Below are 15,446 nucleotides of genomic sequence, written 5' to 3' on the forward strand. Positions count from 1 at the left end.
TATGGTCATACAGGCTCGTAGCGCCTGACGTCGATCTCGCTGGCCCGGGCTCGCATGAGGGCGGCGTCATACCAGGCCTGCATCCGCAGAAGCATCTCCATGCTTACATCAAAGGCTTTCTCAATCCGTAATGCCATTTCTGGCGAAAGGGCGGCGTGGCCGTTTAGCAGGTCGGAGAGCGTTGCTCGGCGAACCCCCAATACTTCGGCCGCCTGCGTAACGCTCAAACTGAGTTCCTCGATGATCTCAGTGCGAACGAAGTCGCCTGGATGCGAAGGGGTCATGTTGATCTCGATCTCATTCGGTGCCATTAGTGGTAGTCCTCCAAATCCAATCGGTCGATAAAACCGTCCTCTTCTTCAAATGTGATGCGCCAGTTGCTTGATACTGAGATGCTCCATTGTTTCTGTCGATCTCCTGAAAGCCTGTGTACCCGCCATCCCCGAGGGGCATTGGCCGCGAAGTCGTCCATGCTGCCAGCCAAGATCAGCGCGGTGAGGATTTTGCGCACTCGATCGATTAGATCTTGTGGCAGGAAACGGGGGTTGTCGTAGCTGAGCAGCTGGCGCAACCCGCGGTGGCGGACGGAACGAACTTTCACCCATTGAGTGTACGGTATCACCGTTCGGTTTCCTGTCGGGGCAAAGTTGGCCGATATCAAGGGCGGTAGGGTCGCTGGGTGGCTGATCGACCGGGGTTTCGGGCTTCGACTCGGGCCCTGCGGTTGCGCAACTTCCGGTTGTTCTGGTTCGGGGCTCTGGTGTCCAACACCGGGACGTGGATGCAGATCCTGGTGCTGGCCTATGTGATCGAGAAGATCACCGAGCGAGGGGTGTGGGTCGGGCTGGTGACGATCACCCAGATGCTGTTGACCGTGTTCACCAACCTGTGGGCCGGGCCGCTGGCCGACCGGGTGCCCCGCCGCAGCATCATCCTGGTGACCCAGAGCCTGCTGTGCGTGGGGGCCTTCGGGTTTGCCGCCCTGTGGGGGGTGGGGGTGCGCTCGCCGGTGATCTACATGCTGTTGGCCTGGGGTTACGGCATTCTCAACGGCTTCATGCTGCCCGCTTGGCAGGCGTTCATCTCTGAGCTGGTGCCCAAAGAGCTGTTGTTGAACGCGGTCACCCTCAACTCCACTCAATTCCAGGCCACCCGGGCGGTGGGGCCGGCTCTGGGCGGAGTGCTGCTGGGATTCTTCGGGCCGGGCTGGGTGTTCTTCGCCAACGGGGTCTCTTTCTTTGCGGTGCTGTTTACCGTGGTGCTCATCCAGGTGCCCCGGCTGCTGCCCGATGATCCGCCCCCCATCAGGGTGTTCGCCGATCTGCGGGAGGTGCTGGCCTACTGGAGAACCCAGCCGGGAATCCAGCGGGCATTCAAGACGGTGCTCATCACCGCCGTTTGCGCCCAGCCCCTCATCTTTCTGATCGTGGTGTTCGCCGAAGAGGAGTTCAACACCACCGGGTGGCAACTGGGCCTGTTGGCCGCCGGCACCGGTATCGGATCGGTGATCTTCTTCCCGCTGGTGGCCGGGAGGGGGCAGTTCACCGCCCGGTCCCGGCTGCTGGCCATCGGGCTGAGCGCCTACGGCCTGGCGCTGGCCGGGTTCGGCCTCGCCCCGTGGTACGCCATGGCCATCGTGTTCCTGCTCTTCCTCGGCGGCTGCCACCTCGCCACTGCCTCCACGCTCAACACCGTCATCCAACTCCAAGTAGAGGAATCCATGCGGGGACGGATCATCGCCCTGTACCTGATGGCGATCAACCTGGCCATCGGTGCCGGCACCATGGTCCAAGGGGCGCTGTTCGACTGGATCGGCCCCCGAATCACGGTGTCGATCAGCGCGGCAACCATCGTGGTGCTGGCCGCCTGGCTGGTGAGCACCCGTCGATTCGCCTCCATGGATGTGGGCACCGCGGCCACCTGACCCGCAGGCGCTCGCGGCGGGGGAGTACCGTCGTTTGCGTGCGAGTGCTGGTGGTGTCTCACTCCAAGACCGGGGGCACCAAGGCCATGACTGACGCGGTGGTGACAGGGGCCAGCCATCCTGATGTCGACGGGATGGAGGTGGTTCAGGTGGCCGCGCTGGAAGCCTCCGCCAACGATGTGATGGCCGCCGACGGCTACCTGCTGGGCACCCCGGAGAACTTCGGCTACATGAGCGGCGCGCTCAAGCACTTCTTCGACACCGTCTATTACGACTGCTTGGACCACACCCGGGGGCGGCCCTACGGGCTGTTCGTGCGGGCCGGCAACGACGGCACCGGCGCGGTGCGGGCAGTGGACCCCCTGGTGACCGGGCTGGGGTGGAAGGCGGTGGCCCCGCCGGTGGTGGCCACCGGCGAGCTGACTGACGCCCATCTGGAGGCCTGCCGGGAGCTGGGCATGACCCTGGCCGCCGGCTTGGAACTGGGCATCTACTGAGCGCTCCGGTCCAATGGGCCCGAGCGCGTTCAGCCCGCATGGGGTCGGCCGGCGAGCGGTTCGTAAGATCGGGCCATGAGCAGCTTGTTCGACCTGACAGGGAAGGTGGCGCTGGTTACCGGGGGCACCAAGGGCATCGGCCGGTCCATTGCCAAGGGCTATGCCATGGCCGGCGCCGACGTGGTGATTACCGGGCGGCGCCAGGAGGGCTGCGACGAAGCCGCCGCTGAGCTGAATGATGAGTTGGGCGGCCAATCGGTGCGGGGCATCGCCTGCCACATGGGAGAGTGGGACCAGATCGACGCGCTGGTCGAGCGGGTATACGGCGAGTTGGGCCAGATCGACGTGCTGGTCAACAACGCTGGCATCAACCCCGCGCCGGTCACAGTGTCCGACTGCACCGAGGCCTACTTCGACAAGGTGTACGCGGTAAATGTGAAGGGGCCGATCCGCCTGGCCGGTTTGGTGGCCCCCCGCATGGGTGAGGCCGGCGGAGGATCGATCATCAACGTGACCACGATGGGGGCTTACGGCGGCGGGCCGGGAGTGGGGATCTACACCTCCAGCAAAGCGGCGCTGCACAACCTCACCCGGGCCATGGCTGGCGAGTGGGCCGGGCTCAACGTGCGGGTCAACTCCCTGGTGCCGGGGCCGTTCATGTCGGAGATGATGAAGGGATCGATGCGGTTCGACCCCGAATTTCCTGAGAGATCAGGGAAGGCCACCATGATGAAGCGAGTAGCCGACTGCGACGAGATCATCGGCCTGGCCCTGTACCTCGCGTCCGACGCCTCGTCGTACGCCACCGGCCACGACTACAAGATCGCCGGTGGGATGTGAGGCGCAGCCCCTCAAAACCCGGCGGCTAGACGGGTGATCTGAGCCTCCTGCGAATGGGACTGGGGTCCTGCTGCCGGTCGAGCGGCTCGCACCGCGGCAACTGCTTGATCAAGGTCCATTCCCCGGGAGGTCAGCACTGAGATGCACACGATCCCGGCCCTGCCGTAGCCAGCGCCGCAGTGGACCAACACTCCGGTTCCCTGGTCGAGGTGCTCGTTAATGTCGTCCACCAACTCCCGAATGATTTCGTCCCCGGTGACGCCTTGATCGACCATCGGCACGTGTATGGCCTGGTAGGGGGCGGGGTCGGCCAACCAAGCGGGATAGTCGGGATAGCGCATGGCAATCTCCGCGTCGGTGAGCAGACACACCATCACCTCGGCCCCCACATCCTCCAGCGCCGCCGCTGGATCAGGCCCGGTCACGGCAAAGGCTGTCGCATGGAGATTCCCATCAGCGCCCGGCACTGGAACCCGGTGAATCCCTCCCGCCATCTGATACCGCGCCGCCCCCACCTGCACCCCGCCACCCTACTGTTCGACTTTCGGAGGGCTTGTGGTGGAAGCCAGCCGAGCGGGTGGGGGATGCTGGGGGGATGGACGACTTCTCCGGGAAGGTGGCGCTGGTGATGGGGGCGGCGTGTCCACCGGAGATCGGGCGGGCCGTGGCGGTGCGGCTGGCTCAAGCTGGGGCCGACGTGGCCTGCGCTGACCGAGTGGAGATCGGTCAGCCAGATACCGCTTGTGCATCTCCGGAGGCTCTGGACGCCACAGTGGAGGCGGTGAGGACTGAGGGGCAGGCGGCACTGCGGTTGGAAGCCGATGTGTCCGACGCCTCCCAAGTGAACGAAACGGTCGGGCGCTGTGTCAGCGAGTTGGGGAGGCTCGATCTGGTGGTCAACGTGGCCGGAGGACTCGGGCCTGAGATGGGATGGGCGCCTCTGTTGGAGCTGAGCGAGGCGTCGTGGCGGCGGTCCACTGATGTAAACCTGACCGGGGCGTTCCTGGTGGCCCAGGCCGCGGCCCGCCAGATGGTTGAGCAGGGTGACGGAGGATCGATAGTGCTGCTGTCGTCGTATGCCACTGTGGCCGCGGCCACCGGCACTTCGGCGTTTGCCGCGGCCAAGGCCGGGGTAGACCGGCTGGTCGCTGCGCTGGCCATGGAGTTGGCTCCCCACCAGATCAGAGTCAATGGCGTGCGACCGCTAGGAGTCGATCCCGACGCAACTGCGAGCGGCCATCCCTATCTGGAGCAAACCGTGGCGCAGTCTGGCGGCGACCGCAGCAAGTGGGTGCGCTCCAAGATCGCCCTCGAACGCTTGCAACACCCCGACGAGACCGCCGCGGTCATCGCCTTCCTGCTCTCCGACGAGGCCTCATTCATCACCGGCGAGTGCATCACCGTCGCCGGCGGCTCTCGCTGGTAGTCAATTGTCGAGCAGTTCGGCGGTCTCTAGGAGGGGGGCGTCGGCAAGGGCGACTTGAACGTCCACCTGGACGGCGCAGGCGGGGCAGTACAGGCGGCGGATCTCGAAGCGGCCGGCGCCGGGGCGGGCTGAGGGCCAGGGGGTGCGTTCGTCCACTGAAGAGCGGGACACAGTCAGCAGGCTGACCAACGGCTCGGTGGTGGGGCCGTGGTCGTGGCCGCAGCGACGGCATAGGTAGTGGCCGTCGGCCAAGACCACTGTGGAACTGAGCCGTCGGCCGGCGGGTGGAGATTCCAGAGGCGGGGCGGGTTCTCGTCCGATGCGCTCCTGCCGGCGGGATGCTCGCAATTCTTCGGTGGCCGCCTCGTCACCGATCACCACGCCGAAGTCACGCGCAGCACCGGCTTCGGTAACCAGGCCTTCGGCCATGTCGTGCTCTACTGCAATGGGGTCGCGATCCAGGGGGTCGCCCACCCCGCCTCCGCCGCCGCACAAGTTGGCGTACACGTCGCCTAGGGCCAGCTCGCCCACTTGCTTGGGGGGAGGCACCTCCATTGCGCCGTCGGACCGCTCGTACACCCCGGTGTGCTGCATGCCGGGCTCTCCGCCGACCACTCCAGCGGCGGTGGGGGGCTGCTGGCCATGAGCGAACACCGTGGAGGTCACCGTCCCGGCGGCTCGGTGGAGTTGGTAGGCGTGCTCAACACCCACCCCGCCTCGCCACTGGCCGGGGCCGCCCGAGTCGGGCCGCTCCCGGCGGTAGCGGTAGAGCACCGGGTAGTGCTGCTCGTTGGTCTCGATATTGGTACACAGCCCGGCTGGGGAGGTCAGATAGCCGCCGGTGTCGGAGCCGTCGCCGCCCCAGCGGGCGCCAGATCCGCCGGGAAGGCCGTCGAGGAGCATGGCGGAGAAGTCCCGCCCGTCGTCGAAGGCTCCCGAGATGGTCTGGGTGAACGACCCCGAAACGCACGACGCCAAGATTTGGCTGTGAACATCGGGGTCGTCAGAGGCGTCGAACATCCGGCTGAGGCAGACGTTTACCGCGGTGCGTACCTCCTGGCCGGCAGCGGTCACCCCCATTGACATGCCTGCGGGCCAAAGGCAGTCGACGACGGTGCCTGGCGTGGTGTCAACCTCCATGACCCGCCAGAACCCGGCTGGCGTCCACGGAAGGCCGTAGCCCAGCACGGTCATCACCGCGGCCATGGCGTAGCTGGAGGTGATGGCCCGACTGGTGTTGATCAGCGCCGGGGCCTGGGGGCTGGCGTCGGTGAAGTCCAGATGCAGGGAGTCGCCCCGCTTGGTCATGGTCAGGCCGATCTCATACACCAGGTCGTCGATGCCGTCGTGCTCCACGAGGCCCCGGTGGCGCCATCGCCCATCGGGCAGCGACGCCAGCCGCGCTCGCACCGCGGCCTCGGTGCGGTCGATAAGCCCTTCGAGCACCCCGGTCACCGTTTCGGTCCCGTAGCGGTCGCACAGCCCGTTGAGTCGGCGGGCCACCACCCGGTTGGCCTCGATCTGGCCCAGTAGGTCGAGCCGGTTCAGCTCCGGGGTGCGGGACCGGCCCAGGTACTCCTGCTCCACGTCGGCCAGCAGTTCCCCGCCCTCCACGATCCGGGTAGGGGCCATGGGCACCGCCTCCTCATAGATGGACGTCGCCCCCACGGTGATCGACCCGGGCACAGGGCCGCCGACATCGTTCTGGTGGACGCACGACCCGCACCAGGCGATCAGCCGATCCTCCCGGAACACGGGGGCCACCACCATCACATCGGGCTGATGGGGAGCGCCCACATAGGTGTCGTTGGTGATGAACATGTCGCCGGAGCCGATGCCGGGATCGTCGCCGAATTGCTCGATGACGTAGCGCACCACCTGACCCAGTGCCGCAGCGTGAACCAGCACATACGGTCCGGCCAGCGCCACCTCGCCGCCTGCGGTCAAGATGCCGGAGTTGAAGTCGTTGCCCTCGGTGGCGATGGGCGACCCCGATACGGCCACGATGGCGTCCACCGCCTCGTCATTGATGGCCCACAGCCGATTGCGCAGCACTTCAAACAGCGCCGCGTCGAGCGGGGGTGTGGTTCCGGGGGCATGCCGGTCCGAACTCATGATGGCGGACCGGGAAACAGGTGGGTGTGGCTCTCGGCGTCGACCTCGGCCCGGTCGCCGGGGCGCAGCACGATGGTGGTGGACGGGTGGTCGATGAACGCCGGACCCTCCAGGAGGGTGCCTGGCACCAGCCGTGGACCGTCGTATACCCGACAGGATGCGAATTGACGGTCGAACCAGGCGTCCCGACGTCCAATGGCTGGCGGTTCCGATGTCGAATCATCCAGCACAGCCGGCTCAGGCGCCGGCCGTTTGCCGCGGGCCGCGCCCAATGCGGAGAACACTGAAGCGGCTGAGGGAACCACCACCTCGGCTACTCCTACCTCGGCGGCGTATCGGGTGGCGTACTGGGGGGCGGCCCCGCCGTAGGCCAGCATGGTGAACCCGGCAGGATCGTGGCCCCGCTGGACAGTCACACGGCGAATCAGGTCGGCCATTTGAGAGCAGGCCACTCCCACCACTGCGTCGGCGGCTTCGGGCTCCGACAGTCCCAGTGGAGCGGCCACGGCATCCTCCAAGGCGCGCTCCGCCGCCCCGTGGTCCAGCTCCAGCACCTGGCCCAGTCCACCGAGATAGCCTAGGGTCACGGCGGCATCGGTCAGGGTAGGGGCGGTACCTCCCCGGCGGTAGCACGCCGGGCCGGGCTGGGCGCCGGCTGAATGGGGCCCCACCCGCAAGCTGCCCAGCACCGGGTCGATCCAGGCCAGCGACCCGCCGCCGGTGCCGATCGACACCACCTCCACCATCGGATGGGCCAGGGCCCAGCGCCCGATCATGGGGCGTGTCGCCATGGTGGCTTCACCGCCGGTGATCAGGCCGACGTCGAAGCTGGTGCCACCCACATCGGTGGCAATGGCCTCGCTTCGGCCCAATTGTTGGACCAGTTCGGCTGAAGCCAACAGCCCGGCAACCGGCCCCGATCCCAGGGTCTCCACCGCCCGGAGGCCACCGTCGGCATCACAGGTGCTGCCACTGGACTGCATGACGTGCAGGTGTCCGGCGAATCCCCGTTCGGCCAAGGCATGGGCCAGGGTGCGAATCTCTTCAGCCACGAGCGGGGCCGTGCTGGCGTCGAGCACTGTGGTCATTGTCCGCTCGTACTCGCCGATCCGGGGCACTGCCGACGACAGCGACACGTGAGCGCCGGGGTGGATCTGGGCGATCAGCTCGGCGATGCGGACCTCATGGCGGGGGTCGGCCACCGACCACAGCAGGCTGACGGCGTAGCTGGTCACCCCGTCGTCCCGCAGCGCCTTGATGACGGCAACCGCGGCGGCCTCATCCAGCGGGCGAACCACCTCGCCGTGGCCGTCGATCCGCTCGGGAACCCCCACGATTCGCTGGCGGCTCAACAGCAGCGGGGGCTTGGCCCAGCAGACGGCCTCGGTGGCCTCAGCGGGGGACAAGCCGGCCACCTTGGCTGCCCGGGCCACCGGCAAAGTGGCTTCGAATCCCTCGGTGGTGATCAGGCCGATGGGTGCTCCCGTGCCGGTCAAAAGGGCGTTGAGACCAACGGTGGTGGCATAGCCGATGGATTCGGCCCGTCCGAGCAAGTTGGCCAGCGGCTGGTCCGTCTCGGCTGCGGCCGCCTCGACTGCGGCCAGGGCGCCTGCGGTCAGATCGCCGGAGGTGGAGAGCGCCTTGCCTACGCCCACCCTGGCAGCTCCATCGGGGTCAGGGGCCACCACCACGGCGTCGGTGAACGTTCCCCCGGTGTCGATGCCGATGCGCACAGCCCCGAGAGGCAGAGGAGTCAGGCTGAGCGCAACCTCAGCGGTTGACGCCCTGGTTCCGGGTGGTGAACCTGGCCAGGTCGCGGTCTTTGCCCTGGTGGCGGCCCTTGTCCAACGATTGAACCGAGATGTCGTGGTCGGCGGCGGAGGCCCGCAGCGCCCCCACCGTGCAGTCGGCCCGGTCCCGGTGGGCGAACGGGTCGTACTGGTACCACTCCATCGCGTTGAGGTGGGTGATCTTGTCCACCTCGTCGTCGGGCACACCGGTCAGCGTCTCGTCCAACATCTCGGGGGCGTTGGGCCAGGTGGAGTCGCTGTGGGGATAGTCCATCTCCCAGCAGATGTTGTCGATACCGATCTCGTGGCGCAGCGCCACCCCCACCGGATCGTTGATGAAGCAGGTCAGGAAGTTCCGCCGGAACACCTCGCTGGGCAGCAGGTTGTCGAAATCCTGGCCGGTCCACAGGTGGTGCATGTCGTAGGTGCGGTCGGCCCGGTCCATGAAGTAGGGGATCCACCCAGTGCCGCCCTCCGACAGGGCGATCTTCAGGTCGGGGAAGCGGCGGGGGATGGGCGACCACAGGAGGTCGGCGGCCGCCTGGCTGATGTTCATGGGCTGGAGCTGGATCATCACGTCCATGGGGGCGTCGGGGGCGGTGATCACCATCTCTCCCGAAGAGCCCAAGTGGATGGAGCACACACTGCCGGTGTCGCTGAACGCCTGCCACAGCGGGTCCCAGTAGTCGCTGTGGAAGCTGGGCTCGCCCAGCTTGGCCGGGTTCTCGGTGAAGGTCATGGAGTGGCAGCCCAGTTCAGCCACCCGGCGTACCTCGGCGGCGCATTCCTCGGCGCTCCAGATCATGGGCAGCGCCATGGGGATGAACCGGCCCGGGTAGGCCCCGGCCCACTCGTGGATGTGCCAGTCGTTGTAGGCCCGGATCAGGTCGGCGGCGAACTCCTTGTCGGGGTGGTTGGCGAACAGCCGGCCGGCGAAGCCGGGAAACGACGGGAAGCACATCGAGCCCAGTACCCCGGCGGCGTCCATGTCCTTGACTCGGTCGTGGACGTTGTAGCAGCCGGGGCGCATCTCATCGAAGGCAGTGGGCTCGATGCCGTACTCCTCCTTGGGCCGCCCGGCCACCGCGTTCAGGCCCACATTGGGGATGATGGCGCCGTTGAACGACCACACGTCATCGCCCGACTCGGTGTGGATCACCCGAGGGGCTTCATCCCGCCATCTCTCCGGGAGATGGTTGTCGAACATGTCGGGCGGCTCGCACAGGTGATCGTCCACGCTCACCATGATCATGTCGTTCAAGTTCACAGCGCCCTCCGTCAGATTTCGTCGCTCGCCGGTGTGACCCCAACGATACTTGGCGCAGTAATATTCGCCAGCCGAGCTATCCCCCAGAAGCCCCAGGAGGCCCCAAATGTCGAACCCCATGAGCTACGAAGGCCGCAACGTCGTGGTCACTGGCGCCTATTCCGGCGTGGGTGCCGCGCTGGTCGAACTACTGGACGATCTCGGAGCAGCGTCGATCACCGCGCTGGACATCAAGGAACCAGAAGGCCCTATCACCTGCTACATCCCCACCAACATGGGCGACCCGGTGGCGGTGGACGAAGCCGCCGCGGCCATCGACGCCCCAGTACACGTGCTGTTCAACAACGCCGGAATCGCGGCCACCTTCTCCCCCGAAGACGTGATGAAGGTCAACACCCTGGGGCTCATGCGCCTGACCGACGCCTTGCTGCCCAAGATTCCCGCGGGGGGAGCGGTGGTCAACACCGCCTCCATAGCGGGGATGAACTGGCCGGCCCACCAGGCCGAGATCACCGAGCTGTTGTCAATCGACGACTGGGACAAGGCAGTGGCCTGGGTGGAGGAGCACCCCGAGGTGGTGTCCGACGGCTACATGTTCTCCAAGGAGTGCGTGCAGATCTTCACCATGCAGGCCGCCAAGGGGATGCTGTCCAACGGCGTGCGCATCGCCAGCGCCTGCCCGGCCCCCATCGACACCCCGCTCCTGCCCGACTTCAAGAAGACCATGGGCGAGGAGATGATCGACTGGACGGCAGCCCAATCCGGAGGCCGCTACGTGACCGCGGCTGAGGTGGCCAACCTGCTGGCCTATCTGGGGTCGGACGCGGCGTCGTTCGTGTCGGGAGTTAACGTGAACATCGACAACGCCTTCCAAGGCTCGATGATCACCGGCCAGGTGGACTTCGGCGAGTTGGCCGGATAGCCGGCTAGATCGCGGCCCCTAGACAGCAGCGGCCAGCCGGGCTTGGAGTTCGGCGGCGTAGGCCGCAACCTGATCGGCCACGTCGCCGAGCACATTGGCTTCGAGGCCCTCGGCCAGTTCGGGTGCCCCGGCCTGGACCAGCATGGGTGCGATCTCGCCCGTGCGGATCTTGCCCACCGCCCAATCGGCAATGGGGCCGTGGGCGGTCTCGTCGAAGGGGATGATGTGGTTCCGCCCGCCGCCCAGGTGGTTGTAGTGGTAGTGGGGGGCGTCCTCGAACAGGTCGAAGCGCAGATACTCCCACTGGCCGTCGGCGTCGAACACGTGCAGAGACACCCCGCGGTCTTCAATGCCCAGCGGCGCCGTGCGCCGAAGTTCCTCGATGTAGGCCTCGTCTCCTCCGTAGTACTCCATCAGGGCCTCGGGGTTGAGGTCGCGGTACTCCACCCCGATCTTGATCACCCCGGCGGGGAAATAGGTGGTATGGGCGTCGTCGGGCCGCATGGGGGGCATCTCGTAGACGTGGCCGATCTCCATGGCGGCCAGCCTAGTGCCGGGTCGGTTCTGCCTCTAGGTGCAAGGTGCTCGCTCACTACCATCAATTTTCCATGGCCCAGCGTCGAGTCGACTTGGAGGAGTTCTTCCACCCTGATGGGGTGGCGGTGATTGGCGGGGTCGACCGCACCCAAACCGAGGATGCGCTGCGAGCCGCGATGGATGTCCGGTGGGGGCAGGGAAACTGGAATCTGGTCAATCCCAAAGGCGGATCGATTGGATCGGTGCCGATTTACGAGACTGTGGCCGAGGTGCCCCAGCCGGTTGCGCTTGCCGTGATCTCCACGCCGCCGGCGGTGTGCGCATCAATAGTTGATCAGTGCGGCGCGGCCGGGATCCGCTACGCCCTGGTGTTCTCGTCGGGATTCAGCGAGGTCGGCCCCGAGGGGGCCAAGCTGGAGGCCGAACTGGGGGAGGCGGGCCGTCGCAACGGTATCCGCATCTTCGGCCCCAATACCAATACCAACGCCTTCGAGCCCGTGCCCGAGATCCCCGGGTTGCGGGGGGGCAAGATCGGGGTGGTCACCCAGTCGGGCCACAACGGGCGGCCCATCATTCAGGGGGTGCACTTCGGCATTGGATTCAGTCGCCAGGTGCCGTGCGGCAACGAGGTGGACCTCGAAGTGAGCGACTTCATCGAGTACTTCGCCTACGACGACGACACCGCGGTGATTGCCGGATACATCGAGGGCTTCCGCTCGGCCGAAAAGCTGCGCACCGCACTGGAGGCGGCCAACGCACAGCACAAGCCGATGGTGATCTTGAAGATCGGCTCCACCGACGCCGGGTCGCGCATGGCGTCGTCGCACACCGGCCACCTCACCGGATCAGACGAGGTGATCGACGGACTGTTCGAGCAGTACGGGGTGGTGCGTGTGCGCGACCTGGACGAGTTGCTGGAAACGGCTGCCCTTTTCGCCAAGCTGGGCCCAGGAGTGGCCGAAGGGGCTGGGCTGTACTCCATTTCTGGGGGCTCGAGCACACTGATGGCCGAAGCCGCCGAGTTGGCCGGGGTGGTGGCGCCCCCGCTGGCCCAGGAGACTCAGGAGAGGCTGCACCGGCATATCCCCCGATATTTGGCGGTGTCCAACCCGGTGGACAACGGGGGCACGTTCATAACCACCCAGCCAGCTGAGATCCGTTGCCAGGTGATCCGGGACATTTGCGACGATCCAGCAGTCGGCTACACGGTGGTCGGTATCACCGGGGCGGTGGCGCCCATGACCGACCCGTTGGGAGACGACATCTTGGCCCTGGTAGACGAGGTGGACAAGCCGATCATCGCCACCTGGAACTCGTTCAAGGTGGACGAATTGGGATTCGACCGGCTGGTGGAGTCCGGTGTGCCGCTATTCCGCTCCTTTCGGGGCTGTTTCGCCGCATTGGCCGCCTACCACCGCTACCAGCGTCACCAAGAGGGCTTCCGGGTTCGCCCACAGCTCCCTGACGACCTGCCCGATGCTGCGGAGGCTGCTCTTGGGATGCCATCACCCGACATCGGGGCGGTGTTGCAGGCCTTCGGCCTGCCAATGGCGGCCAGCGAGGTGGTGTCTTCACCCAGCGACGCCCGCAGGGCGGCCGAGGAGATCGGCCTGCCGGTGGTGGTCAAGATCGCCTCCGCCGATTTTCCCCACAAGTCGGATGCTGGGCTGGTGGTTCTGGGGCTGGACTCTCTTGAAGGGGTGGAGCAAGCCGCTCAGGAAGTCTTAAAGCGGGCGAGAAGCGCTGCTCCCGACGCGGCCATCGACGGGGTGGAGGTCCAGCAGATGGTGACCGGCGGCACCGAGATGATCGTGGGAGTGACCCGCGATCCCACCCTCGGCCCCGCGGTCATGGTGGGCACCGGCGGCGTGTTCACCGAGGTGCTTGCCGACACCGCCGTTCGCCCGCTGCCCCTTGACGAGACCGACGCCTACGAGATGGTTCGATCGCTGAAGGGCTTTTCCTTGCTCGACGGGGCCCGGGGTCGCCCACCTGCCGATGTGGACGCCCTGGTCCAAGTGGTCATGGCCACCGCAATCCTGGCCACTGCCCTGGGCGACCGCCTGGCCGAACTCGATCTGAACCCCGTGGTCGTGCTCGACCGCGGCAAGGGCGCGGTAGTCGTGGACCACCTCATGATCCTGGCTGGCTAACGGCCACGGCCGCCCTTAGCCGGGCTGGCCGTCCCACAGCTCGTCGCGGAGTTTGGTGCGGAGGACTTTGCCGGTGGGGTCGCGGTCGACGGCAGGGCGGATGATGTAGAGGCGGGGGCGCTTGTAGCCCGCGAGGTGCTCATTGCAGGCGGCGTCGATGGCTGCGGTCACGTCGTCGGGGGCAAAGCCGTCGGCCACGGCCAGATACACCACCACCTGTTCTCCCCGATCAGGGTCGGGTCCGCCCACCGCACAGGCATCGGCCACCCCGTCGATTGCGAAGATCACGTCTTCGATCTCAGCGGGGTAGATGTTCACTCCGGCGGCCACGATCACCTCCGAGCTGCGGCCCGACAGGTACAGATAGCCGTCCTCGTCCAGGTAGCCGATGTCACCCACTGAGAAGAACCCGGCGTCGTTGTAGGCGTCGTCGGTCTTGTCGTCGGCGTTGATGTAGCGGAAATAGCGACCCTCGGGGCGGCGGAAGTACACCGTGCCGGGCTCGCCGGGACCTAGCACCTCGCCGTTCTCGCCCACGATCTGGATGACCAGTTCCCCGATGGGGGTGCCCACTGTCCCGGGACGGGCCAGCCAATCGGGAGAGCTGCACATGGTCATGCCGCCCTCGGTGAACCCGTAGTACTCGGTGAAGATCGGGCCCCACCACTCGATCATGCGCTGCTTCAGGGGCACGGGGCAGGGTTCGCCGCCGTGGAGGACAGTGGCCAGACGGGAGTGGTCCAGCTCGGCTTTGCGCTTGTCGGGCAGGGCCAAGAGCTGGCGGAACATGGTGGGGACCATGATCGTGGCGGTAACACCGTCGTTGATCACGTCCACGGCTCGCCCCGCGTCCCACCGTCCCATGATCCGCATGGGCGCGCCGTTGGCCAGCGCCCCCAGGGCAAAGGCCAGGGGAGCGCCGTGGAAGAGCTGGGCCACCATGAGGTGCTTGCCGTCTCGGGGCAGACCCAGCCCCTGGGCCCCCATTGACGAGAACTCCCACCACTGCTCAAAGGTGGACTCCGAGTCCAGAGTGCGCTCCACCCCTTTGGGCCGCCCTGTGGTGCCCGAGGTGTAGGGGATGCGATAGCCAGTGCCCCCCGCCGGGAGCGGCGTCGGATCTTGGGCATCCACCCAGGCGTCGAAACCATCGCCAATCCACACCACGGGCCGGGCGCCAGCGGCATCTCGGGCCGCGGGGGTGTCGGTGGCCACTAGGGCAGAGCTGGCGTCATCCAGCACGTAGGCGACCTCGGAAGCCGTCCAGTTGGTCTTGATCGGGGTCATCTTCAGCCCGGCCCGGAAGCAGGCCAGCATGACCTCCACGAACTCGGTGCGGTTGGAACACACCAGCCCGACATGATCCCCCGGCGAGGCTCCGGCGGCCAGCAGCCCCCGTCCGATGGCGTGGGTGCGGCGGTCTAGTTCGGCCCAGCTCACCCGATGGGTGTCGTCCTCCAACGCCAGGTCATCCGATTCCCGCCCGGCCAACGCTGCCAGCACCGAGGGTTCGCTCACCGTTTCGACGCTACAGCTCCCGGCTGCAGCCATGCATCCCAACGCAACTCAGAAGGGCAGATGGCCACCAAACACTCCGACCGCTCGCCTGCTTTGGTCACCCCGGAGTATTGTCTGGTGAAATAGGAGCAAGACACGCTTGTGACCTGCCGGTACTTGCACATGCCGCTGTTGTCGGAGAAAATACCGACAACAGGAGCAATTGGGATAGTAGGATGGACGGTGGTGTCCAACCCACCCGTCAACAAGAAAGTGATCAATGACCACAGAGCCAAAACCAGAGGTCCAGCCAGTTGGCCGCAAGGAAGGCAGCGCCAATGAGGCTAGCGGTCTCCCTAGCGCTCGTACGCCAACCCGTAACGCGAGTTTTCCAACTCGTTCGCTGGCTCTGGTACCGCCAGTCCTCAGAGAGGCCGGAAAGTATGGTTTCGCGCACTCGGATTCGGCAATTGCCAGC

The 15,446-nt window shown here is 66.4% G+C and carries 14 protein-coding genes; 6 read left to right on the forward strand and 8 right to left on the reverse strand.

The genetic code is table 11. From position 1 onward, the window contains the following. Positions 1-5 precede the first annotated feature (5 nt). Both ACOGI7_RS03485 and ACOGI7_RS03490 read right to left on the reverse strand, forming a co-directional pair. The gene (locus ACOGI7_RS03485; protein WP_419850533.1) at positions 6-311 is read right to left on the reverse strand and encodes a HigA family addiction module antitoxin; all 306 of its coding nucleotides are present in this window, start codon (positions 309-311) and stop codon (positions 6-8) included. Then, positions 311-601, reverse strand: a complete 291-nt coding sequence (locus ACOGI7_RS03490) for a type II toxin-antitoxin system RelE/ParE family toxin (RefSeq protein ID WP_419850534.1) — start codon at positions 599-601, stop codon at positions 311-313. The genes ACOGI7_RS03485 and ACOGI7_RS03490 overlap by 1 nt, the downstream gene beginning before the upstream one ends. A gap of 78 nt (positions 602-679) precedes the next feature. On the opposite strand from ACOGI7_RS03490, the gene ACOGI7_RS03495 reads away from it, so the two are divergent. The 3 genes from ACOGI7_RS03495 (at position 680) to ACOGI7_RS03505 (ending at position 3,261) form a co-directional block, all read left to right on the forward strand. Beyond that, positions 680-1,924: an MFS transporter gene (locus ACOGI7_RS03495; RefSeq protein WP_419850535.1), complete on the forward strand. Its 1,245-nt coding sequence runs from the start codon at positions 680-682 to the stop codon at positions 1,922-1,924. An 86-nt stretch (positions 1,925-2,010) separates the two neighbouring features. After that, positions 2,011-2,421 carry a flavodoxin family protein gene (locus ACOGI7_RS03500; protein ID WP_419851450.1) on the forward strand — a complete coding sequence of 137 codons (411 nt, stop codon included), beginning with the start codon at positions 2,011-2,013 and terminating at the stop codon, positions 2,419-2,421. Positions 2,422-2,496: 75 nt separating this feature from the next. Next, a complete protein-coding gene (locus ACOGI7_RS03505) occupies positions 2,497-3,261 on the forward strand; it encodes an SDR family NAD(P)-dependent oxidoreductase (protein ID WP_419850536.1) in 765 nt (254 codons plus the stop codon). Between the two features lie 11 nt (positions 3,262-3,272). Here ACOGI7_RS03505 and ACOGI7_RS03510 read toward each other — a convergent pair whose 3' ends face one another. Continuing rightward, a complete protein-coding gene (locus ACOGI7_RS03510) occupies positions 3,273-3,686 on the reverse strand; it encodes a protein-tyrosine phosphatase family protein (RefSeq protein ID WP_419850537.1) in 414 nt (137 codons plus the stop codon). A gap of 170 nt (positions 3,687-3,856) precedes the next feature. Between ACOGI7_RS03510 and ACOGI7_RS03515 the strand changes: the two genes are divergently transcribed. Then, entirely contained in the window at positions 3,857-4,687 is an 831-nt protein-coding gene (locus tag ACOGI7_RS03515; RefSeq protein WP_419850538.1) for an SDR family NAD(P)-dependent oxidoreductase, read from the forward strand. Here the strand turns inward: ACOGI7_RS03515 and ACOGI7_RS03520 are convergent, their stop codons facing one another. Genes ACOGI7_RS03520 through ACOGI7_RS03530 form a run of 3 tightly spaced genes read right to left on the reverse strand, consistent with a single transcriptional unit; the run spans position 4,688 to position 9,859 of the window. Continuing rightward, entirely contained in the window at positions 4,688-6,802 is a 2,115-nt protein-coding gene (locus ACOGI7_RS03520) for a hydantoinase B/oxoprolinase family protein (RefSeq protein WP_419850539.1), read from the reverse strand. Next, positions 6,799-8,535 carry a hydantoinase/oxoprolinase family protein gene (locus ACOGI7_RS03525; RefSeq protein WP_419850540.1) on the reverse strand — a complete coding sequence of 579 codons (1,737 nt, stop codon included), beginning with the start codon at positions 8,533-8,535 and terminating at the stop codon, positions 6,799-6,801. The genes ACOGI7_RS03520 and ACOGI7_RS03525 overlap by 4 nt, the downstream gene beginning before the upstream one ends. A 37-nt stretch (positions 8,536-8,572) precedes the next feature. Next, on the reverse strand, positions 8,573-9,859 hold the full coding sequence (locus ACOGI7_RS03530) for an amidohydrolase family protein (RefSeq protein ID WP_419850541.1): 1,287 nt from the start codon (positions 9,857-9,859) through the stop codon (positions 8,573-8,575). A gap of 106 nt (positions 9,860-9,965) precedes the next feature. Here ACOGI7_RS03530 and ACOGI7_RS03535 point away from each other — a divergent pair, with 106 nt between their 5' ends. Next, complete coding sequence (locus tag ACOGI7_RS03535; protein ID WP_419850542.1) at positions 9,966-10,781, forward strand: coniferyl-alcohol dehydrogenase; 816 nt, start codon at positions 9,966-9,968, stop codon at positions 10,779-10,781. A gap of 18 nt (positions 10,782-10,799) precedes the next feature. On the opposite strand, the gene ACOGI7_RS03540 is transcribed toward ACOGI7_RS03535, so the two are convergent. Then, positions 10,800-11,318 carry a DUF7700 domain-containing protein gene (locus ACOGI7_RS03540; RefSeq protein WP_419850543.1) on the reverse strand — a complete coding sequence of 173 codons (519 nt, stop codon included), beginning with the start codon at positions 11,316-11,318 and terminating at the stop codon, positions 10,800-10,802. A 71-nt stretch (positions 11,319-11,389) separates the two neighbouring features. On the opposite strand from ACOGI7_RS03540, the gene ACOGI7_RS03545 reads away from it, so the two are divergent. Then, positions 11,390-13,471, forward strand: a complete 2,082-nt coding sequence (locus ACOGI7_RS03545; RefSeq protein WP_419850544.1) for an acetate--CoA ligase family protein — start codon at positions 11,390-11,392, stop codon at positions 13,469-13,471. A gap of 15 nt (positions 13,472-13,486) precedes the next feature. Here ACOGI7_RS03545 and ACOGI7_RS03550 read toward each other — a convergent pair whose 3' ends face one another. Further along, the gene (locus ACOGI7_RS03550) at positions 13,487-14,989 is read right to left on the reverse strand and encodes an AMP-binding protein (RefSeq protein WP_419850545.1); all 1,503 of its coding nucleotides are present in this window, start codon (positions 14,987-14,989) and stop codon (positions 13,487-13,489) included. Positions 14,990-15,446: the final 457 nt, after the last annotated feature.

Source organism: Candidatus Poriferisocius sp. (genome assembly GCF_965204145.1).
Taxonomy (GTDB): domain Bacteria; phylum Actinomycetota; class Acidimicrobiia; order Acidimicrobiales; family Bin134; genus Poriferisocius.